This window comes from Zunongwangia sp. HRR-M8, from assembly GCF_027594405.1.
Lineage (GTDB): Bacteria > Bacteroidota > Bacteroidia > Flavobacteriales > Flavobacteriaceae > Zunongwangia.
This window is the reverse complement of record NZ_CP115161.1, coordinates 3,393,547-3,414,091: the sequence shown is the minus strand read 5'-3', so window position 1 is coordinate 3,414,091 and position 20,545 is coordinate 3,393,547. Positions and strand designations below refer to the sequence as shown.

The window sequence follows — 20,545 nt, the reverse complement described above, 5'->3', positions numbered from 1 at the left end:
TAATTTTATTGTTCTAAATAACCTTTGCAATATTGAAATCTCGATTATCGAGTAAAAATAAATTATGGCAGATAGCAAAAAAGATAAAAAAGAACTGATAGTAATTGGTGCAGGCCCGGGTGGTTATGCAGCCGCTTTTCGAGCAGCCGATTTAGGGATTAAAACCACGCTAATCGATCCTGAAGCTAATCCAGGTGGAGTATGTTTATATCGGGGTTGTATCCCCTCGAAAGCCTTGTTGCACGTAGCGAAAGTGAAAAAAGAGGCTGCAGAATTATCGAATTTCGGAGTGAGTTTTGGCGAGCCTGAAATTGATGTGAAGAAAATAGGAAAGTGGAAAGATGATGTTGTAAAAAAACTAACCGGAGGGTTAGGGCAACTTAGCAAGGCTAGGAAAGTAGAGTTTATTCAGGGAAAAGCTTTTTTTAAAGATGAAAAAACGGTAGCGGTTGAAGAAAATTCTGGTGATTCTTACGAGCTGGAATTTGAAAACGCTATTATCGCAACCGGATCTGCACCAACCGAATTACCAAATATAGAAGTAGATCATAAACTTATTTGGAATTCTAAAGATGCACTCGATATTAAAGAAATTCCGAAGAAATTATTAGTGATTGGCGGTGGTTATATTGGATTAGAACTTGGTAGTGTTTATGCAAATTTAGGAAGTGAAGTTTCTATTGCTGAAATGACCTCTGGTTTTTTACCGGGAGCTGATCGTGATCTGGTAAAGGTTTTTGAAAAAGAACAGCCTTTTAAAAATCTGTATTTTGATACTAAAGTTGAAAAGGTTGAGGTGAAAAAGAAGAAAGTTGAAGTGGTATTGAAGTCTGGCGATAAAGAGCAGAAAAAGAAATTCGATCGTGTTTTAGTAGCTATTGGGCGTAAACCGAATACTAAAGCCAGTAAACCACAAAATGCGGGAGTAGAAATTGGCGAAGACGGTTTTATAAAAGTTTTTAATAATCGTAAAACTTCAGCAAACAATATTTATGCGATAGGTGATATTACCGGGCAGCCCATGTTAGCACACAAAGCTTCTCATGAAGGTCGTGTTGCTGCGGAAGTAATTAAAGGCGAGAAAGGTTCATCTTACGATGCTAAAGTAATTCCTGCGATTGTATTTACTGATCCTGAAATTGCCTGGTGCGGACTTACAGAGGAAGAGCTAAATTCATCGAATATCGATGCGAAAGTGGTAAAATTTCCATGGTCGGCTTCCGGAAGAGCTAAAGCTTTAGGAACCGATAACGGAATTACAAAACTGATTGTAGAGAGAGAGTCTGAAATTATTCTGGGCGGTGGTGTTGCCGGTAAAAATGCCGGGAGTTTAATTCCTGAAATTGCACTAGCTATAGAAATGGGCACAACAGCAAGAGATTTATCGCTTACCGTACATCCACATCCAACATTATCGGAAACAATTATGGAGAGTGCCGAATTGTTTTATGGAAGTCCAACACATATTGTTGATAAATAATTCAGGTTAAAAATGAGGCTCTATCTTCAGCGTATGCTATTCGGTTATTTACAATATCCGTAGCGTCATTCCGTGCTTGGCACGGAATCTCATACAGTTTTTTGACTGTTGATTCTTGTTTTATGAAACCCTGAATCAAGTTTAAGGCGACGTTGCTTTTCAGCAATATAATGCGACTATAAAAAATACTTAACTATCTAAAGCGAGATTTTAACTTTCTCGCTTTATTTATTTTTATACTTTTGGAATTAATCCAATAAATAGGATTAATTCCATTTTACATGATTTCAAAAGCTATTTTACATCTCGATCTGGATTCGTTTTTTGTTTCTGTAGAACGAAAACATCATTCAGAATTAAATAATAAACCGGTAATCGTTGGCGGAATGGGAGATCGTGGCGTGGTGGCTTCCTGTAGTTATGAAACCAGAAAGTTTGGAGTACGATCTGGCATGCCCATGAAAATTGCCAGAAGACTTTGCCCACAGGCAGTTTATATAAAAGGCAATGCCGGGATTTATACCAAAGAATCACACCTGGTAACTGAAATTATTAAAAGTCAGGTGCCTTTATTTGAAAAAGCGAGTGTCGACGAATTTTATGCAGATCTTACCGGGATGGATCGTTTTTTTGGAATAGAAGGCTTTGCTAAAGAATTAAGGCAGAATATCATTAAAGAAAGTGGTTTACCAATTTCGGTTGGATTATCACAAAATAAGGTAGTCTCTAAAATTGCCACCAGTGAGATTAAACCCGATGCAATGAGTGTGATTAGGCATGGCACCGAAAAAGATTTTTTAGCTCCTTTAGACGTTAATAAAATTCCGATGATTGGGAACAAGACGTTTCAGTTACTTATGGGCTTAGGGGTTTATAAAGTAAAAACGCTTCAGGAGATGCCGGTAGAAGTTTTAGAAGGCGTTTTAGGAAAAAACGGGCGTACCATCTGGAAACGCGCTAACGGAATAGATGATTCGCCAATCATTCCGTTTCATGATCGAAAATCGATTTCTAACGAGCGAACTTTTCATAAGGATACTACAGATATTACGCGTTTGCATGCCACTTTGGTTGCGATGACCGAGAGTTTGGCGTTTCAGTTGCGGCGAGGCAATAAACTGGCTTCTAATATTAGTGTGAAGCTTCGGTATTCAGATTTTCAAACCAGTACACTTCAGGCAAAGATTCCGTATACCAGTGCCGATCATATTTTAATTCCGAAGGCAGAAGAACTTTTCAAAAAACTATACAATCGTAGGGTGTTGATTCGGCTTGTAGGAGTGAAATTAAGCGGACTCGTAGGCGGGCATTACCAGATCAATCTATTTGATGACAGTGAAAAAATGCTGAATTTATATAACTCTCTAGACCGAATTAAAAATAAATATGGCGAGCGTAGCGTGGTAAGAGCAGTAAGCATGGGCGCGAGAACAATTGGGAGAATGCGAAATCCTTTTGATGGCGAACCACCAATTGTACTCGCGCATCGAAATCAATAATTGAAGCTAGAAGTATCTATTCTAGACTATAGAGGAAAGGGAAATTATGTACTTAAATTGTCATTCTTATTTTTCGTTGAGGTATGGTACTTTTTCTGAAAATGATCTGCTGAAATTAGCAATATCTAATAATGCCAGCTTTATAGCGCTTACCGATATTAATAATACTTCTGCTTGTCTAAATTTTTTAAAACAGGCCGGGGATTTTCCTGTAAAACCTTTGGTGGGTATCGATTTTCGTAATGGCGTAGATCAACAATACGTAGTGATCGCCAAAGATCGTGACGGATTTAGACAGATGAATGCTCATCTCTCAGGACATCTTCATGCTAAAAATAATTTTGATCAAAATGCGCCAATATTAGCAAATTGCTTTGTGATCTATCCTTTTAAAAAAGTGCAGGAAACTAATAAAACTGATTTTGGAGAAAATGAATTCATCGGAGTTTCAGTACGTGATCTCAATAAGCTGAAGTTTTCGAAGTATAAAAAGTACACTTCAAAATTGGTGGTTTTACAGGCTGTTTCTTTCCGAAGTAAAAAAGATTTTAATGCGCATCGATTATTACGAGCTATTGATAATAACATGCTGCTTAGTAAACTTCCGGTAGAAGAACAGGGCGATCCTAATGATAAAATGCTTTCTATAGAAGATATAAATAAAGCTTTTGAAGAATTTCCTGAAATTATAACGAATACTGAAGCACTTGCTGAAAAGTGTAATGTTGAGTTTACCTTCAGTAAAAAACAGAATAATAATTTATCTAAAATTGAAGGGAAAAAAGCAGATGAATTTACGCTTCGAAAATTATGCTTTGAAAATATCGAAAAGCGATACCCAGAAGCTACAGAGGATGTTTATGCTCGGCTGGATAAAGAACTTACAGCAATTATAAAATTAGGTTTTGTTTCTTATTTTTTGATTAATTACGAGATCGTAAAATATGCCCGGCAACAAAACTATCCGGTAATCGGGCGAGGTAGTGGTGCAAATTCTATTGTGGCGTATATTATCGGGATTACTAATGTAGATCCCATAGAATTGGATCTTTATTTTGAACGTTTTATTAACGAAAATCGAAGTTCGCCGCCCGATTTTGATATCGATTTCTCCTGGAAAGACCGCGAGGATGTTACCCGTTTTATTTTTGATAGTTACGATAACGTGGCGCTAATGGGAACTTATGTAACCTTTAAGCGGCGTGCGGTGATCAGGGAATTAGGGAAAGTTTTTGGACTTCCTAAAGCCGAGATCGATAAACTTTCTTCTGGTAGATTTCACGTTTCCAGTTTGGATAAAATGGAGCTTTTGGTCTTAAATTATGGAAATTTGATTGCTGGTTTTCCTAATTATTTAAGTGTACATTCTGGCGGAATTTTGATTCTGGAGGAAGAGATTTTTAATTACGGAGCGACTTTTTTACCTCCTAAAAATTTCCAGACGATCCAGATCGATATGAATATTGCTGAAGAAGTTGGGATTCATAAATTTGATATTCTGGCACAAAGAGGTCTTTCTAAGATCACAGATACTTTAGAGTTGATTCGGCAAAATCAGCCTGAAGCTTTTGTAGAAGATATTGATGATATTCCAAAGTTTAAAAATGATCCAAAAATTAATGATCTTCTTAAGATTGGTGATTGTATGGGGGTTTTTTATGTTGAATCGCCTGCAATGCGAGGATTGCTAACCAAACTTCAAACTCAGGATTATATGAATCTTGTGGCGGCAAGTTCGATTATTCGACCGGGAATTTCCAGTGGCGGAATGAAAGAAGAGTATATCAAGCGGCATCGTAATCCCGAAAGGCGAAAGCAGGGACATCCGGTAATGTTAAAAATCATGGATGATACTTACGGAATAATGGTCTATCAAGAAGATGTGATGAAAGTAGCGCATCATTTCGCCGGTTTAAGTTTTGATGATGCTGATGTTTTGCGACGCGGGATGAGTGGTAAGAAAACTTCAAAAGGACAAATGGAGAAGATTGAAGCGCAATTTCGTAGTAATTGTAAAGAGAAAGGATATACACAACAGATCACCGATGAGGTTTGGGAGCAGATCTCTTCGTTTGCCGGTTATGCTTTTCCTAAAGGTCATTCGGCTTCTTATGCGGTAGAAAGTTACCAGAGTTTATATCTAAAAAAATACTTTCCGTTAGAATTTATGGTGGCGGTGCTCAATAACGGTGGCGGATTTTATTCGGTTGAAACCTATGTTCAGGAAATAAAAAATTGTGGCGGGAATGTGCATGCTCCCTGCATTAATAACAGCGATCACCCCAATACGATTTTTGGTAAAGATATTTACCTGGGGTTTGGATATATAAAAGAGCTGGAAACAAAAACGGTACAGCAAATCTTAGAAAATCGACAGTTTTTTGGATATTATAAATCGCTGGATGATTTTATTGATAGGGTAGAAATTTCAATAGAGCAACTTAGGATTTTATTAAAAGTCGGGGCGTTTCGATTTACAGGAAAAGACAAACATCAACTGCTTTGGGAAGCTTATTTCAGAAAAATAAAATCAAAAAAGAAAACCGATCAGCCAGGACTTTTTAAAATCGAGCATAAAGAGTACACTTTGCCTAAATTTCAAAATTCGATGTTAGTTGATGCTTACGATCAAATAGAGCTTTTGGGTTTTCCGTTATGTAGTTATTTTGAATTATTACAGGAGCCGTTAAAGCAATCTGTAAGTGTAAAACAGCTTAAAGATTTTGTAGGAAAAAAAGTAAGAATTTACGGGAAATTGATTTGTACGAAAAAAGCAACAACTTCTAATGGCAAAGAAATGTGCTTTGCCACATTCTATGATGTAAACTATAATATTTTCGACACGGTACAGTTTCCAGATAATGTAGCGAAGTATCCATTATATAATAAAGGAATTTACCTATGTATAGGAAAAGTGAATAATGAGTTTGATTATATTTCTATTGATGCTGATATCATCGAATTTCAGAAAATTCAGGTAGATCCTCGTTTAGTGTCTTCTCAATTTAGTGCCTAAATCTAATTTTTGCTTCTAACTGCTAAAACGTTTATAGAGATTCTTATTTGTTAAAGAGCTGCATTTCATCGATTTAAATTACTTTTTAACGAAATTTTATGTTTTATTTGTGATACCAATAACACCTAACCAAAATGTATTTCAACCTAATAATTAACTATAACCTTACTAGTAGTTGTTATGAAGCTGATAAAATATGTGGTGATACTATTTTTTGCTGCAGGTTATGGCCAGGCCATAACAATAGATGATGCAGGAGTATCTAAAGAAGAATTAGTAGCAGGATTGTTAGATAATTCTTGTGTTAAGATTACGAATGTTACTCAGTCTGATAAGGAAGCGGTAGCATATTTTAATAATAATTCAGGAGATTTTCCCATTTCTGAAGGAGTTATTATTCGCTCAGGTAAAGCAAAATTTACAGAAGGTCCTTACGAAGGTCAAAACCTAAGTAGCGAAATAAATGACGATGTAGATCCAGACCTTCAGGCTATCAATAATGCTTCTGGGCAAAGTACTAGAATTTCTGATGTCGCTTATTTGGAATTTGAATTTATTCCGCTATCACAAAAGTTCAGTTTTGATTTTATTTTTGCCAGTAACGAATATGGGCAGTGGCAATGTGCTAGTAGTGATGTGTTTGCATTTCTACTTACAGAGGTAGCGACAGGTGAAACTCAGAATATAGCTGTAATTCCAGAAACTACAAAACCTATTTCGGTTAGAACGATTAATGATTCTAACTTCAACAATAACTGTGAAAGCGATAATCCTGAATATTTTGGAAGCTATCAGGTAGGTTCCGCTAACTCTGTTATTAACATGAGGGGGTATACTAAAATACTTACGGCTTCAGCAACAATAAAAGCAGGTGAAAAATACCGAATTAAACTAGTAATAGGAGATAGTAATGATTCTAATTATGATAGTGCTATTCTAATTGCTGCGGGTAGTTTTAAAACCAATCTCGATTTAGGGGCAGATCGCCAACTGTGCTCGGGAACTTTTACTCGTTTAAATACAGGATTAAAGGATACTTCATATAAGCATAAATGGTATTATGAAGATCAGGAAATTCCTAACGAAACAAATTACTACTTAGATGTTCGAGAGCCGGGTAAATATAATGTAAGGGTAACAAAAGATGATAAGCAATGTGATATTTCCGATCAAATTAACGTAGAAAATTTAAACTATGATAATCTTCCTGATTTGGTAGTTTGCGATAATGGAGATGCAGAACAATTATTTGATCTTACGAAAAATGGACATGAGGAATTGGGTTTAAGTTCAGAGCAGTACGATCTTGTTTATTTCAAGGATAATGCTGTCGCTGCTAATCAAATACCCGAGGTAAATTTAAAAGCTTTTAAAGGTGAGCCAGGTGAGACAATTGTAGTTAAGCTAAGGAGTAAAGAAACCGGAGAATTTTGTAATGCGGAAGCTGCTTTTAAGTTGCAAGTAAATGGTTCTTTAAATTTAGATTTTCCCGAAGAAATTGTGGTCTGCCAACCACATGGTAGCAATGTAATTGATCTTTCTCAAATTGGTGATTTAGTTAAGGATCAATTGGGAGAAGGATCATATCTCTTCGATCTTTTTAGATCTGAAACTAATGCAGCACTAGATCGTGATCCTGTCCTAGATCTTTCTAATTTCAGTTTTTCTGGAAACATCGAAAATTTTCAGGTTTTTGGTAAAGTAAGAGATACTTTAGTGCAGAATTGCTCTACCATTTTTCCATTGAATGTAAGTTTAAACGAACTTCCACCAGTATCAAAATTGGAAAATGTGGTGGAGTGTTCTTCTTATATTTTACCTCCAATTGAATTTGGCGATTATTACACCCGTTCTCAGGGGCAAGGCCAAAAGATGGAAGCAGGAGATGTTATCGATAAATCTGGGACTTATTATATTTATAACACCTCTTATTTAGGCTGCTTTAACGAGTCGAGTTTTAAAGTAGAGCTTATTAAAGATTACAGCTTAAGCGATTATTACTGCAATAAATTTGTGGTGCCTACTCCACCGGCCGGTGCATTTTATGACGCGCCTGATGGCGGCGGTAAAGAAATTCGTCCGGGAACAATTTTTACAGAAGATTTCAGTATTTATTATTACGGCGAATTGGAAGACGGGACTCTTTGTAAGCAAGAAAAGTTTGAAGTTTCCATTTTGCCATTGCCGCAAGTAGATCAGTTAAACGATGTAGTGGTCTGTAATGCTTATGTCTTGCCAATCCTTCAAAATGGTGTATACTATACAAAATCCAACGGTGGCGGCTCTCTTTTAAAAGCTGGCGATCAAATTGGATCTTCCACTACGCTTTACGTTTATAGTGATAACGGTAAATGTACTAGTGAATCGAGTTTTAATATTTCAATCATTCCAAATTTTAAAGATGTCTTTGCATGTGGCACGTATACTTTGCCTGAAATAGAAATCGGAAATTATTTTGATGAACAAGGAAATGAGATTTTGCCTGGCACCGTTTTTACTGAAAGTACAATAATCATTTATTCAGCTGAAACAACAGATGGTTCAAACTGCGCCAAAGAGATGAAGTTTTCTGTAGAGCTTACTCCGGTTCCTGTAGTGAGTACGCTAGATGATGTTTTGGTTTGCGTTGAAAACGGTTATGTTTTACCAGAACTTGAAAATGGAGAATATTTTACAGAACCTAACAGAAAAGGAAAGCAAATTTTACCGGGAGCGATTGTATACAAAAGTCAAAAACTTTTTATAAATAATTTGGAAAATAGTTGTGCTAATGAAAGCTCATTTTTTATAGAGGTTCGAGAAGTGGCGCCGGTAGAAAATTTTATAGATGTTTACAAATGTTTTGGTTACGAGTTGCCAGAATTAAAGTTTGGTAAATATTATACAAAACCTAATGCAAAAGGCGACGAGCTCATTGCAGGAACTATTATTAGGGAAACGCAACGAATTTATATTTATAATAAATGGGAAGATTTCGAATTGTGTGCTAACCAGAAATTTTTCACCGTTTATATTGAAGGGGTTGGTGTAGATCGACCAGAACCTGTTTCTGTTTGTGATTCTTATATTTTACCCAATCTTAAAGAAGGAGAATATTTCACTAAATCTGGCGGTAATGGTGAAAAACTCAATCCAGGTACTCAGATTACAAAGGATACGACGCTTTATATTTATAAAAAGGAAGGGCTGCGTTTTGTATGTGAAGACGAATATATTTTCGATATAAAGGTTTCAAAAACACCAATGATTTCTGAAATGTCGGATATTGAAATTTGCGGAAGTTACGAGATCCCGAGTGTTTATTCTGCCGCTGCTGCAGGAATTGCTCCTTCAGGTTTCGAAATGTACTATACTACAGATCTAGAGAATAGTAATGCAATTCTTGAGCCGGGTAGCATAATTACCGAGCCGGGAACATATACGATTTATTTAAAAGCTCAAAATAAATTTAATCAAAGTTGTTTTGCATACACCTCTTTTAATGTAACTATCCATCCTTTGCAAAATTTAGAGATAGAAAAAGAAGCGGTCTGTGTAAATACAGAAACTGGAGAAGTAGAGAGTGGTGCATATTTTTATACAGGCCTTAATCCAAATGTTTTTGAAGTAGCCTGGTACTATAATGGTGAATTAGTACATAAAGGTGTAGAATTTGAGGCGATGCAATCTGGAGAATATATCATTAAAACAACAAAAATAGATCCTCGTGTTGAGACCGGCTGCGGATTTAAAGAAACTTCTGTGTTTGTAGAAGTGTCTGCCAAACCAGAAATATTGGTTACAGTTTCAGAGCCTTTTAAGGATATAGCGGTAGTGAAAGTTGAAATTGTAAATGGAAAAGGAGATTATATTTATAGTCTTGATAATGGTGAATTTCAAGAAGAAAATCAATTTTATGATGTTTCATCTGGTACACATACCATAAAGGTAAAAGGAAAAATTGGTTATTGTGGTGTAACATCTCAGCAAATAAAAGTACTTAAGCACCCTAAATTTTTCACTCCTAATAGTGATGGTTATAATGATACCTGGAATATTGCTGAACTTGAAACACATCCCGAGGCAGAGGTTCATATTTATGATCGCTACGGAGCTTATATTACTAAAATTAAACCAGCTTCAGGAGGTTGGGATGGTTCTAAAGAGGGAACTCACTTACCATCTAATGATTATTGGTTTCAGGTTAACTTTGAACATGAAGGTAAAGAAATTACATATAAGTCTCATTTTGCCTTGAAACGATAAATATTCAGCACACTACAAATAAAAAAAGCCCGCTAAAATTAGCGGGCTTTTTAAAGGTGGTGCCTCCAGGAATCGAACCAGGGACACAAGGATTTTCAGTCCTTTGCTCTACCAACTGAGCTAAGGCACCAGTTGCTTTTCGAAAGCGGTTGCAAATATATGTTCATTTTTAGAAACTCACAAAACTTTTTTAGAAAAAAAGCTTTTGTATCTTAGCTTTTTTTAAAATTGATCTATGAATTTGGTTATCGATTTAGGTAATACTTTTGCGAAAATAGCTGTTTTTCAAAATGATAAGTCGGTGGAGCTTTTTAGAGTTCTGAAGTCAGAAAAAAATAAAAAAATTGAAGAAATTTTTGAAGCATACCCTCAAATTGAGTTTTCTATTCTATCTAGTGTACTTTATGATGATAGTTCGCTTGTGAAATTTCTTCAAAAAAGAAGTAAATCAATACTCTTAGATCAACAAACAAAAATTCCTTTTCATAATAAGTATGGTTCTCCAGAGACTTTGGGGAAAGATCGTATCGCATTGGCAGCCGCAGCAGTATGTGCTTATCCAAATCAAAATTGTTTAATTATTGATGCGGGAACATGCGTCACATATGATTATGTAAATGACCAATCTCAATATCTAGGGGGTGGAATTTCCCCCGGTTTGCAAATGAGATTTAATGCCGTACATAAGTTTACAGAAAAATTACCGTTAATACATGCAGATAGCAACCATCTAAAATTGGTAGGCAACTCTACAGAAGAAAGTATAAAAAGTGGGATATGTTTTGGTTTTGCTGCAGAAATTGACGGAATGATTTCCAGTTATAAATCAAAATTTAAAGATTTAACAGTTATTTTGACAGGTGGTGATAGTCTATTTTTGTCAAAGCGACTAAAAAATAGCATATTTGCGAACTCAAATTTTCTTTTGGAAGGTTTAAACTACATTTTAGAATTTAACAAAAATCAATGATTAAACGATTTATAGTAATCGTAGCCTTATTTTCTGCTTTTTGGGCCAAGGCTCAGGAAAATACTACTTCGCCATATTCTTACTATGGTGTTGGATTAACTAATTTTAAAGGTACTGTCGAAAACAGGGCAATGGGAGGCCTTAGTACATTTTCGGATAGTATTCACATGAATCTTACAAATCCTGCTGGCTACGCAAGGCTTGCGAGAACAGTTTATACTGTTGGAGGTAGTGCCGAATCTACGAAACAGGAAACCCTAAATGAAGAAGATCGTACAAAAAATGTGTCTTTGGATTATCTAGGCTTAGGAGTGCCGGTAGGCCGCTTTGGTTTTGGATTAGGCCTTATTCCGTATTCTTCTGTAGGATACCGTATTTTTGACATCGATGAAGATGGTGCTAGCAGATTAAGAGGTCGCGGAGGGATGAATAAAGTTTTTCTATCCGCAGCTTATGCTATAACTAGAGATCTTAGTGTTGGTGTAAATGCCGATTATAATTTTGGTAATATTCAGCATAGAAGAACCGTTCTTAGAGATGGAATTCAATATGGAACACGAGATATAGACCGATCAGATATTTCAGGATTTAATTTTAACTTTGGAATAGATTACCAAACAAAGCTAAATAGTGGTTTGAAGTTACATGCCTCTGCGGTTTATACTCCAGAAGCTGATATTACTACAGATAGTTATCGAGAAATCTCTAGTGTTCTATTTACTGCAAGTGGAGAAAGTCCTTTTAATATTAAAAGCTTCGATGTAGAATCTCAGGATATAACACTTCCATCTAAAGCAACTTTAGGTTTAGGAATTGGTAGACCGAATAAATGGTTTGTAGGAGGGGAATATTCTGCGTTTGGAAGTATACCCGAAATTTCGGTTTTTAGTACTCCGGTAAATGATGTAGAATATAATGATGGGAAAGCTTATCGATTGGGAGGATATTTTGTTCCAGAGTATAGCTCACTCACAAGTTATTTAAATAGAGTGGTTTATCGACTGGGAGGACGTTTTGAAGAAACAGGTTTGCAACTTAACGGAGAATCGATAGATGAGTTTGGCATATCTTTTGGACTAGGTTTACCGATTGGAGGAGATTTCTCTAATCTTAATCTGGGACTGGAGTATGGTCAGCGCGGTACAACAAGTTCAGGTCTAATACAAGAGAATTTTTTTAAATTATCAATTGGTTTATCTTTGAATGACCAATGGTTCGTAAAGAGAAAGTTTAATTAACCATAACAAACAACAAGATGAAAGCGAGATTTATAGTATTATTATCGGCGGTAATGCTTGGGTCGGGAGCATATGCTCAAGATTGTACAACTACTGCAGCTTTAGCTTATGATGATGCTAAAGCAAAAAACTATGATGCGGCATACGAGCCGTTAATGACAGTAAAGAAAGATTGTCCAGATTATAGTTTAGCAACATTTCAGTATTTAGAAAGAGTATTGAAGTATAAAATTGAAAACGCATCTGGTGAAGAAAAAACAAAATACATCAACGAATTAGTTGATACTTATAAAGAACGTCTTCAAAATTACCCTGAAAAGACTAAAAAGGGAGATGTGTATACAGATATTGCACTTTTGAAATTTACCCATAAAATCGGTTCAACAGAAGAAAGATGGGAAGCTTTTGATAAGGCTTATGTTGAAGATAAAGAAAACTTCACCAGTCCTAAAGGTCTTTATGCATATTTTGATCTTATGGTAAATATGCAGGATTCTGGAGACCGTGAATTACAAGATGTTTTTGATATTTACGATCGTGTAATGGCAAAAATTGATGAAGAAGAAATTTATGAAGCGGAGCGTTTACAATCCTTAATTGAAAAGCAGGATGCTGGAGAAGATTTAACTTCTAAAGAACAAAAGACAGCACAGATTGCTGAGCAAAGATTGACTAATTTTAATGCTGTAAAAGGCGCTCTAAATACTAAATTGGGAGTGCGTGCAGACTGCGATAACTTAGTGCCTATTTATGAGAAAGATTTTGAAGCTAAAAAAGAAGATGTAGCTTGGTTAAAAAATGCTAATGCTCGTCTTTCAGCTAAGGATTGTGAAGATCCATTATTTTTCAAAATTTCTGAAGCGCTTCACGAATTAGAGCCTTCTGCTGCTTCTGCTTACTCTTTAGGTCAATTGGCTGAAGCTGACGGCGAAAGAGCTAAAGCATTAGAATACTACAATGAGGCTGCAGAGTTAGAAAAAGATCCTTCTGATAAAGCAAAAATTTATTATAGAATAGGTAAGAACTATCAAAATTCGGGAAGCTTCTCACAAGCAAGAAACTTCTACAGGAAAACAGTTAATGCAAAGCCATCTTACGGGAGAGCTTATTTGAATATTGCTAGTATGTATGCAGAAAGTGCAAATAACTGTGGAGAAACTGCGTTTAATAAAAGAGCAGTATACTGGTTGGCTGCTGAATATGTAGCTAAAGCTGGTAGAGTAGATCCATCACTTTCTAATCACGCAAATGCAACAGTTGCGGCTTATAATGGTCGTGCTCCACAAAAAGCTGATGTATTTCAGGAAGGAAAAAAAGCAGGAGATGCTATCCAAATTGGTTGTTGGATAGGCGAAACTGTTCGCATCCCTCAATTATAATATGAGAATCACATATCGTGAAATAATACAGGGCATTGTCACGCTAATAGGCGTGACAATGCTTTTTTCATGTAAAGGTAATTTGAATGAAGTGAGGGCACTTCAAAATCCGGCTGATGCACCGCAGGGAATTGCAAAAGATATTATGCTTAAGTATACCGATTCTGGTAAAGTAGTAGCCACTTTGAGGAGTGAAAAAATGTTGGATTATCAAAACAGAAATTTTCCTTATCGTGAATTTCCAGATGGTTTGGATATAGAATTTTACGACGAAGAAGATAAAAAAAGTACGGTTACTGCAGATTATGGTATTATTTACGATAAAAGCGGATTAATAGATCTTAGAGGAAATGTAGTAATTTTCACAGCAGATAGTACAATTTTAGAAGGCAACCAATTATACTGGGATCAAAATCAAAGTTGGGTTTTTACCGATCGTGCAAATCAAATTAAATTTCCTGATGGATCTTTTAATGAAGGAATGGGTTTTGATTCTAATCAAAATTTCGATAAATTCAACTTTAGGACTAATAACGGAATTCAAAACATAGACGAGTCAGACAAATGACAAAGTATTTCAGATATTTCGAGTACGCATATTTAGTGATTGCAGCATTTTTCATTTTCGAGACATTTGCCATTTGGGATGCTGAGCGAAGCAGGGCCTATGTTTTTATATTTCTGGCCTTAATGGCCATTTTCATGTTTTTTTTCAAAAGAAATTTCCGAAGGAAATTAGAAAAGAGACAAAATCATAAAAAATAATGAGTGCAGAAGTCATCATTATTATTTTTTCATTATTACTTTCCGCGTTTTTCTCCGGTATGGAAATCGCTTATGTCTCTTCCAATAAAATATATATTGAAATTGAGAAGCTTCAAAACGACTTCTTAGCAAAAGTTTTAAAGCGCCTAACCAAAAAGCCATCTAAATTTATAGCAGCGATGCTTGTTGGGAACAACATTGCGTTGGTGGTTTACGGTTTTTATATGGGCGATCTAATAATGGAGTGGTTAACAGGAATGCAGCCGCTAGACAATGCAATTCTCAATTATTTGGTTACCGATTTAAGCTTATTTACCCAAACGCTGCTTTCTACACTACTAATTTTAGTAACTGCCGAATTTCTTCCGAAAGTTTTCTTTCAGATTTATGCGAATTCAATGCTGAAATTTTTCGCAGTACCGGCATATTTATTTTATCTCATCTTTAGTTTTATTTCTTCATTTGTTATCTGGATTTCAGATATGATTCTAAAGCGTTTCTTTAAAACAGACGGTGATGAAGTTCAGTTGGCCTTTAGTAAAATAGAACTTGGAAATTTTATTAGCGAGCAGATGGAAACGGTGGAAGAAGAAGATGAGGTAGATTCAGAAATTCAGATTTTCCAAAACGCACTTCAATTTGCAGATATAAAGGCAAGAGAAGTAATGATTCCCCGAACAGAAATTATTGCTGTAAATCAAGATGTCGCACCTGGAGATTTGGTGAAAACATTCACAGAAACTGGCCTTTCAAAGATTTTGATCTTTAACGAAACTATAGATGATATTATAGGTTACGTACACTCTTTTGAATTATTTAAAAAGCCGGCGTCTATAAAATCAATTTTATTACCAGTGATTTTTGTTCCTGAAACCATGTGGGTTAAGGATGTGCTGAATGTATTAATTAAGAAACGAAAAAGTATCGCGGTTGTTATTGATGAGTATGGAGGTACAAGTGGAATGATGACCATCGAAGACATCGTAGAAGAGCTTTTTGGAGAAATAGAAGATGAACATGATTCTGCAATATTAGTTGAAGAAAAAATAGGAGAAGATCATTATAAATTTTCAGCAAGAGCAGAAGTAGATTATATTAACGAAACTTACCGATTAAACATTCCTACTGGTGAGAATTACGAAACTTTAGGAGGTTTTATTGTTAATCACACTGAAGAGATTCCACAGCAAAACGAGGTAGTTCGGATAGATGAATTTGAATTAACTATTCTCGATGTTTCCAACACAAAAATCGATCTTGTAGAGCTTAAAATCAAGCCCGAAGATTAAAGCGTTAAAAAGTTAAGATTTTGCTAATTATAAGTTTCATAATTAGGCTAAAAACACTATTTTCGCCCACTATATTTGATAAAAATTATTTAGAATGGCAGTATTACAGAATATTAGGCAGAAGTCTGCTTTAATTATTGTGGTTATTGGGTTTGCATTATTTGCCTTCCTTATTCCTAGTATCCTGAAGAACGGTGGTTTTTCTGCAAAGGATAACTCCATAGCTACTGTGAATGGTGAGGATATCGCGAGAGAAGATTTCGCACGCCAGGTAGAAGCTTATCAGCAAAATATGCGTGGTAATATTTCAACCACTCAGGCTGTTAACCGTGTATGGGAACAACAATTAAATCAAATTATTGTAGAGGAGCAAGTAGAAGAACTTGGGATAAGAGCCGAGCAGGCGCAAGTAAGACAAATGATGAGAGCTCAAATGTCTAACAATCCTCAGTTTACTAACGAAGCTGGTATGTTCGATGAGAATCGAGTAAAAGAATATGTGGCGAGCATAAAGCAAACTTCCCCACAAATGTATCAGCAATGGTTAAGTTACGAAGAAGGCCTTTCTGAATCTGCTGCGCAGAATATTTATGCAAATATGATTCGTACAGGTGTTGGTGCAACGCTAACTGAGGGTAAACAAGCTTACCTATTGCAAAATAATACTATGGATCTGCGTTATGTGCAGGTTCCTTATTCTTCAATTTCAGATGAGGAGATTGAGGTTTCTAAAAGTGAAATTAAAGAATATGTAGATAGTCATAAAGCTAAGTTTGAAACTGAAGCAGCAAGAAATATTCAATATGTAATTTTTAATGAAGAAGCATCTACAGAGGATAAAGAAGAAGCTAAATCTTCATTAAGTGCACTGTTAGAAGATAGAGTAGAGTACAATTCAGTTTCTAAATCTAATGATACTATTCAAGGTTTTAGAAAAACTTCAGATGATCAGGAATTTGTAAATTCAAATTCAGATCTAACACAACCAGTAACCTTCAAATTTAAAAATCAGTTACCAAAGAAATTTGCAGATGATTTATTTAATCTTGAAGAGGGAGAAGTTTACGGTCCTTACGAAGAGAATGGATATTGGAAGTTGAGTAAGTTAATAGAGACCAAACAAATCCCAGATTCGATAAAAGCTAGTCATATTCTATTAGGTTACCAGGGCGCGCAAGCCGGTGGTGCCCGTACTGAAGCTGCTGCAAAACAATTGGCAGATAGTTTAGCTGGTGTAGTAAAAAGCGATAAGTCTAAAATGGCAGAGCTGGCAACAGAATTTTCTGATGATCCTTCTGCAGCTCAAAATTCTGGAGATCTTGGTTATTTTGGACCAGGAATGATGGTGCCAGAATTTGATGATTTTGTTTTAAATAATGACGAAGGAACTGTAGGGGTTGTAGAAACCGATTTTGGATACCATGTTATTTATATCGAAGAGCAAACAGAAAAAGAAAAAGCTGTTAAGATTGCAACAGTAGCTAGAGAAATCGAAGCTACCGAGGAAACAAGAAATAGCCTTTTTAACGAAGTAACAAAATTCGAGATTGCTGCGGGCGAAGGTGATTTTACAGAAAAAGCAAAAGCTGCTGATTATAGAATTCGTACCGTACGAGATGTAAAAGCACTTGACGAAAATATTCCTGGTGTTGGGCAACAACGTAGAGTAGTGCAATGGGCTTTTGAAGATGATGCGAAAGTAGGTGATGTAAAACGTTTTGAAACTCCAACTGGATATATTGTGGCTCAAATCACTGCTAAGAAGAAAAAGGGATTAATGAGTCCAGAAGATGCTTCTGCTGAAGTTATACCTATTTTAACCAAGCAGAAAAAGGCAAAAATGATTCAGGAGAAAATTTCAGGAACAAGTGTAGATCAGGTTGCTGAGAATCAGGATAAGATAGTGCAAACTGCTAATGCTGTAAACTTAAGCTCACCAACACTAGCAGGAGCAGGTAGCGAGCCAGAAGTTGTTGGCGCTGTTTACGCTCTAAAAGTAGGTGAAACTAGTAAGCCTATCGTTGGTGAAAAAGGAGTTTATGTTGTAGAATTAGTAAGTAAAAGCGACGCTCCCGAGCTCGATTCTTACAAGCCATTCGCTCTGCAAGAAACTAATACTCGTCGCCAGATGGCAAACAGTAGAGCTTTTGAAGCTTTAAAAGCAAAAGCTGATATTGAAGATAAAAGAGCTAAGTTCTACTAGAATTTAGGTGAAAATATATCAAAAAAAAGCCGCTCAATGAGCGGCTTTTTTTTGATATATACGAGATTTTTTCTTTATCTAATCTTAAGATTACAGGATTAAATTTTCGTAAGGAATTACTACCTCATATCCTTTTTGTTTAAAATACGCTTTAGGATCATTTTTGCTGGTGACCATTACAAAATCTCCACCCCAAGCACCAAGACTTTTTACACCTCCTTCAAAATCGGGAAAGAGCTTAGTCTTAACCTTTGGTAAATTTATCGCTTTAGAAATTAGATTTTCATGAATATTTATTAACAACTCAAATTCGGCTAAAGACTCGCATTTTAAGAGTTGCTGAGTAATATTGGATACTTTTTCAACTAAAACTTTTTGATGGGTTTCTGTTTGATTTCTATAATGCGCTATGGCTTCTCTGCTATTTTGTTTTTGGTTTAAGTAAACAAAGTATATGTCATGAATAAAATCTGGCTCAAAAGTCGCTTTTAATGCTTTTTGAGATGCATTAGTATGCTCGTAAGTAATTGGCCCTTCAGCCTGAGCGCAGGCGATGTCGTAACCACTTCCTTTAAATGTTCTTTCTAGTAATTGGTATGCATCGATTTTTAACCATTGCGCAATATTATTAATTAAGGTTGAAGAAGTCCCTAGTCCCCAATTACGATCAAATTCTAACTCTGTGCTAATGTCGCATCCTTCGAATAGGTTTTTTTCTGAAAGTGCTTCAGCTGCAGTTAAAATTTGAATACAGCGCTTTGAAATTTCAGCATCATTTTCTGATTTTTGAGTTTCTGAAGTAGATTTGATTCCGAAGGAAGTTTTTTCAAATTGATCCTGAAACCAAACTTTTCCATGTTCATCTTTACTTACCCAATTTATCAATCCTGAAGCGTTCTCTTTAACCTCTAAATATTGTCCTTTTTTGGTGGGAAGACAAAAAGCCTGAGCGCCATCTAGAACGGCATATTCCGCAGTAATTAAAAGTTTTCCGTGGCTATAGAATCTCATTTTCTCAGTTTTTCTAATTGCGTAGCAACATCGCTATGAGAAACAACATTAGTTTTGTAGTATTCAATCAAACTTGCTTTTTCTTCTAAAGTAGCATTGTGCTGATTAAGAATATTCATTAAATGCATCTTCATGTGACCTTTTTGGATTCCTGTCGTAATTAGAGATTTTACGGCTGCAAAATTTTGTGCCAATCCGGCCACAGCTACAATTTCCATAAGTTTTCTCGCATTAGGCTGTCCTAATATGTCCATTGCAAGTTTTACCAGTGGATGAAGACTTGTTAAGCCACCCACAGTTCCCAGAGCTAACGGAACTTCAATCCAGAATCTAAAGATTCCGTCTTCAATTTTAGCATGTGTTAAACTCGAATATTGGCCATCTTTAGAAGCGTAAGCATGTACTCCGGCTTCAATTGCTCTAAAGTCATTTCCTGTAGCTAAAACAACGGCATCAATGCCATTCATGATCCCTTTATTGTGAGTTACCGCTCTAAAAGGTTCAGTTTCGGCAATTTTCACCGCTCTTATAAATTTTTCAGCAAAATGCTCCCCGCTAAAATTTTTGTCATCAGAAAGTTCCTTTAAAGGACAGGTTACTTCAGCTCTAACAATGCATTCTGGAACATAATTAGAAAGAATACTCATCACAATTTCAATATTGCGTTCTTCAGCATTAAAATCTTCCCAGATTGCCGCTTCTTTCTCTAGAACTTCCGCAAATTTTTCTAAACAACTATTGATAAAGTTTGCGCCCATGCTATCTACTGTTTCAAAGTTGCAATGCAGCTGGTAGTAATTCTCAACTTCAGTAGTGCGTTCTCTAAGCTCGATACTTTTTATACCCCCGCCACGCTTTTCCATATTTTTGGTTAGCGGGGCTGCGGCTGCTCTAAGTTTAGGCTCTAATTCGTTAAAAAAGAGCTCTAATTTTTCTTCGCTACCTTTATAAATAAAATGAACCTGTCCCACTTTTATGGTATCGATCACTTCGGTTTTAAATCCGCCACGACTTCCCCAAAATTTGGCCGCTTTGCTGGCCGCTGCAATTACCGAGCTTTCTTCGATAGCCATCGGGATGGCAAAAAGTTCGTTGTTAATCAAAAAGTTTGGTGCGATACCAAAAGGTAAATAATAATTAGAGATCGTATTTTCTGTAAACTCCTCGTGTAATTGTTGTAGTTTTTCGTCTTTATTCCAGTACTGTTTTAAGACTTCAATAGCTTTTGAATCGTCATTCAGATAGGTTGCCGTTAACCATTTAATCTTTTCTTCCTTACTCAGCTTTGAAAAGCCAGAAATTGGTTCCTTCATGAAATTTAATAATAGTTCTTTTGCAAAGATACAATTGTTATTTGGTTGTCGATAATGCTTTCATTTTAGAAAGCTGTTTGGTGATTTTGAAGTTTGCTTTAACAAATTGTTGTATTTAACACGAGTTGAAGCGGCTT

Annotated in this window: 12 protein-coding genes and 1 tRNA gene; 10 read left to right on the top strand and 3 right to left on the bottom strand. The window is 35.8% G+C overall.

Annotated features, from left to right (window positions below; translation table 11 throughout):
* Nucleotides 1-64 precede the first annotated feature (64 nt).
* The 4 genes from lpdA to PBT89_RS14785 all read left to right on the top strand — a co-directional run bounded on the left by lpdA (nt 65) and on the right by PBT89_RS14785 (nt 10,240).
* Nucleotides 65-1,480 carry a dihydrolipoyl dehydrogenase gene (gene lpdA / locus PBT89_RS14800; protein WP_270062523.1) on the top strand — a complete coding sequence of 472 codons (1,416 nt, stop codon included), beginning with the start codon at nt 65-67 and terminating at the stop codon, nt 1,478-1,480.
* 281 nt (nt 1,481-1,761) lie between these two features.
* Nucleotides 1,762-2,979 carry a DNA polymerase IV gene (dinB, locus tag PBT89_RS14795; protein WP_270062522.1) on the top strand — a complete coding sequence of 406 codons (1,218 nt, stop codon included), beginning with the start codon at nt 1,762-1,764 and terminating at the stop codon, nt 2,977-2,979.
* Between the two features lie 46 nt (nt 2,980-3,025).
* Nucleotides 3,026-5,995 carry a DNA polymerase III subunit alpha gene (locus PBT89_RS14790; RefSeq protein ID WP_270062521.1) on the top strand — a complete coding sequence of 990 codons (2,970 nt, stop codon included), beginning with the start codon at nt 3,026-3,028 and terminating at the stop codon, nt 5,993-5,995.
* 180 nt (nt 5,996-6,175) lie between these two features.
* Nucleotides 6,176-10,240 (top strand): T9SS type B sorting domain-containing protein, encoded by a 4,065-nt coding sequence (locus PBT89_RS14785; protein WP_270062520.1) that lies wholly within the window; start codon nt 6,176-6,178, stop codon nt 10,238-10,240.
* Nucleotides 10,241-10,297: 57 nt separating this feature from the next.
* Here the strand turns inward: PBT89_RS14785 and PBT89_RS14780 are convergent.
* A tRNA-Phe gene (locus PBT89_RS14780) sits at nt 10,298-10,370 on the bottom strand.
* Between the two features lie 105 nt (nt 10,371-10,475).
* Between PBT89_RS14780 and PBT89_RS14775 the strand changes: the two genes are divergently transcribed.
* From PBT89_RS14775 to PBT89_RS14745, 6 genes are all read left to right on the top strand, one after another.
* The gene (locus tag PBT89_RS14775; RefSeq protein ID WP_270060147.1) at nt 10,476-11,210 is read left to right on the top strand and encodes a type III pantothenate kinase; all 735 of its coding nucleotides are present in this window, start codon (nt 10,476-10,478) and stop codon (nt 11,208-11,210) included.
* Entirely contained in the window at nt 11,207-12,448 is a 1,242-nt protein-coding gene (locus tag PBT89_RS14770; protein ID WP_270062519.1) for a hypothetical protein, read from the top strand. Before PBT89_RS14775 ends, PBT89_RS14770 begins: the two co-directional genes overlap by 4 nt.
* 17 nt (nt 12,449-12,465) lie before the next feature.
* Nucleotides 12,466-13,827: a hypothetical protein gene (locus PBT89_RS14765; protein ID WP_270062518.1), complete on the top strand. Its 1,362-nt coding sequence runs from the start codon at nt 12,466-12,468 to the stop codon at nt 13,825-13,827.
* A 58-nt stretch (nt 13,828-13,885) separates the two neighbouring features.
* Nucleotides 13,886-14,395, top strand: a complete 510-nt coding sequence (lptC, locus tag PBT89_RS14760; RefSeq protein WP_270062517.1) for an LPS export ABC transporter periplasmic protein LptC — start codon at nt 13,886-13,888, stop codon at nt 14,393-14,395.
* A 196-nt stretch (nt 14,396-14,591) separates the two neighbouring features.
* The gene (locus tag PBT89_RS14750) at nt 14,592-15,881 is read left to right on the top strand and encodes a hemolysin family protein (protein WP_270062516.1); all 1,290 of its coding nucleotides are present in this window, start codon (nt 14,592-14,594) and stop codon (nt 15,879-15,881) included.
* Between the two features lie 94 nt (nt 15,882-15,975).
* Nucleotides 15,976-18,084, top strand: a complete 2,109-nt coding sequence (locus PBT89_RS14745) for a peptidylprolyl isomerase (RefSeq protein WP_270062515.1) — start codon at nt 15,976-15,978, stop codon at nt 18,082-18,084.
* 90 nt (nt 18,085-18,174) lie between these two features.
* Here the strand turns inward: PBT89_RS14745 and PBT89_RS14740 are convergent, their stop codons facing one another.
* Both PBT89_RS14740 and PBT89_RS14735 read right to left on the bottom strand, forming a co-directional pair.
* Complete coding sequence (locus tag PBT89_RS14740) at nt 18,175-19,095, bottom strand: GYDIA family GHMP kinase (RefSeq protein ID WP_270062514.1); 921 nt, start codon at nt 19,093-19,095, stop codon at nt 18,175-18,177.
* Entirely contained in the window at nt 19,092-20,408 is a 1,317-nt protein-coding gene (locus tag PBT89_RS14735; RefSeq protein WP_270062513.1) for a hydroxymethylglutaryl-CoA reductase, degradative, read from the bottom strand. Before PBT89_RS14735 ends, PBT89_RS14740 begins: the two co-directional genes overlap by 4 nt.
* Nucleotides 20,409-20,545 lie beyond the last annotated feature (137 nt).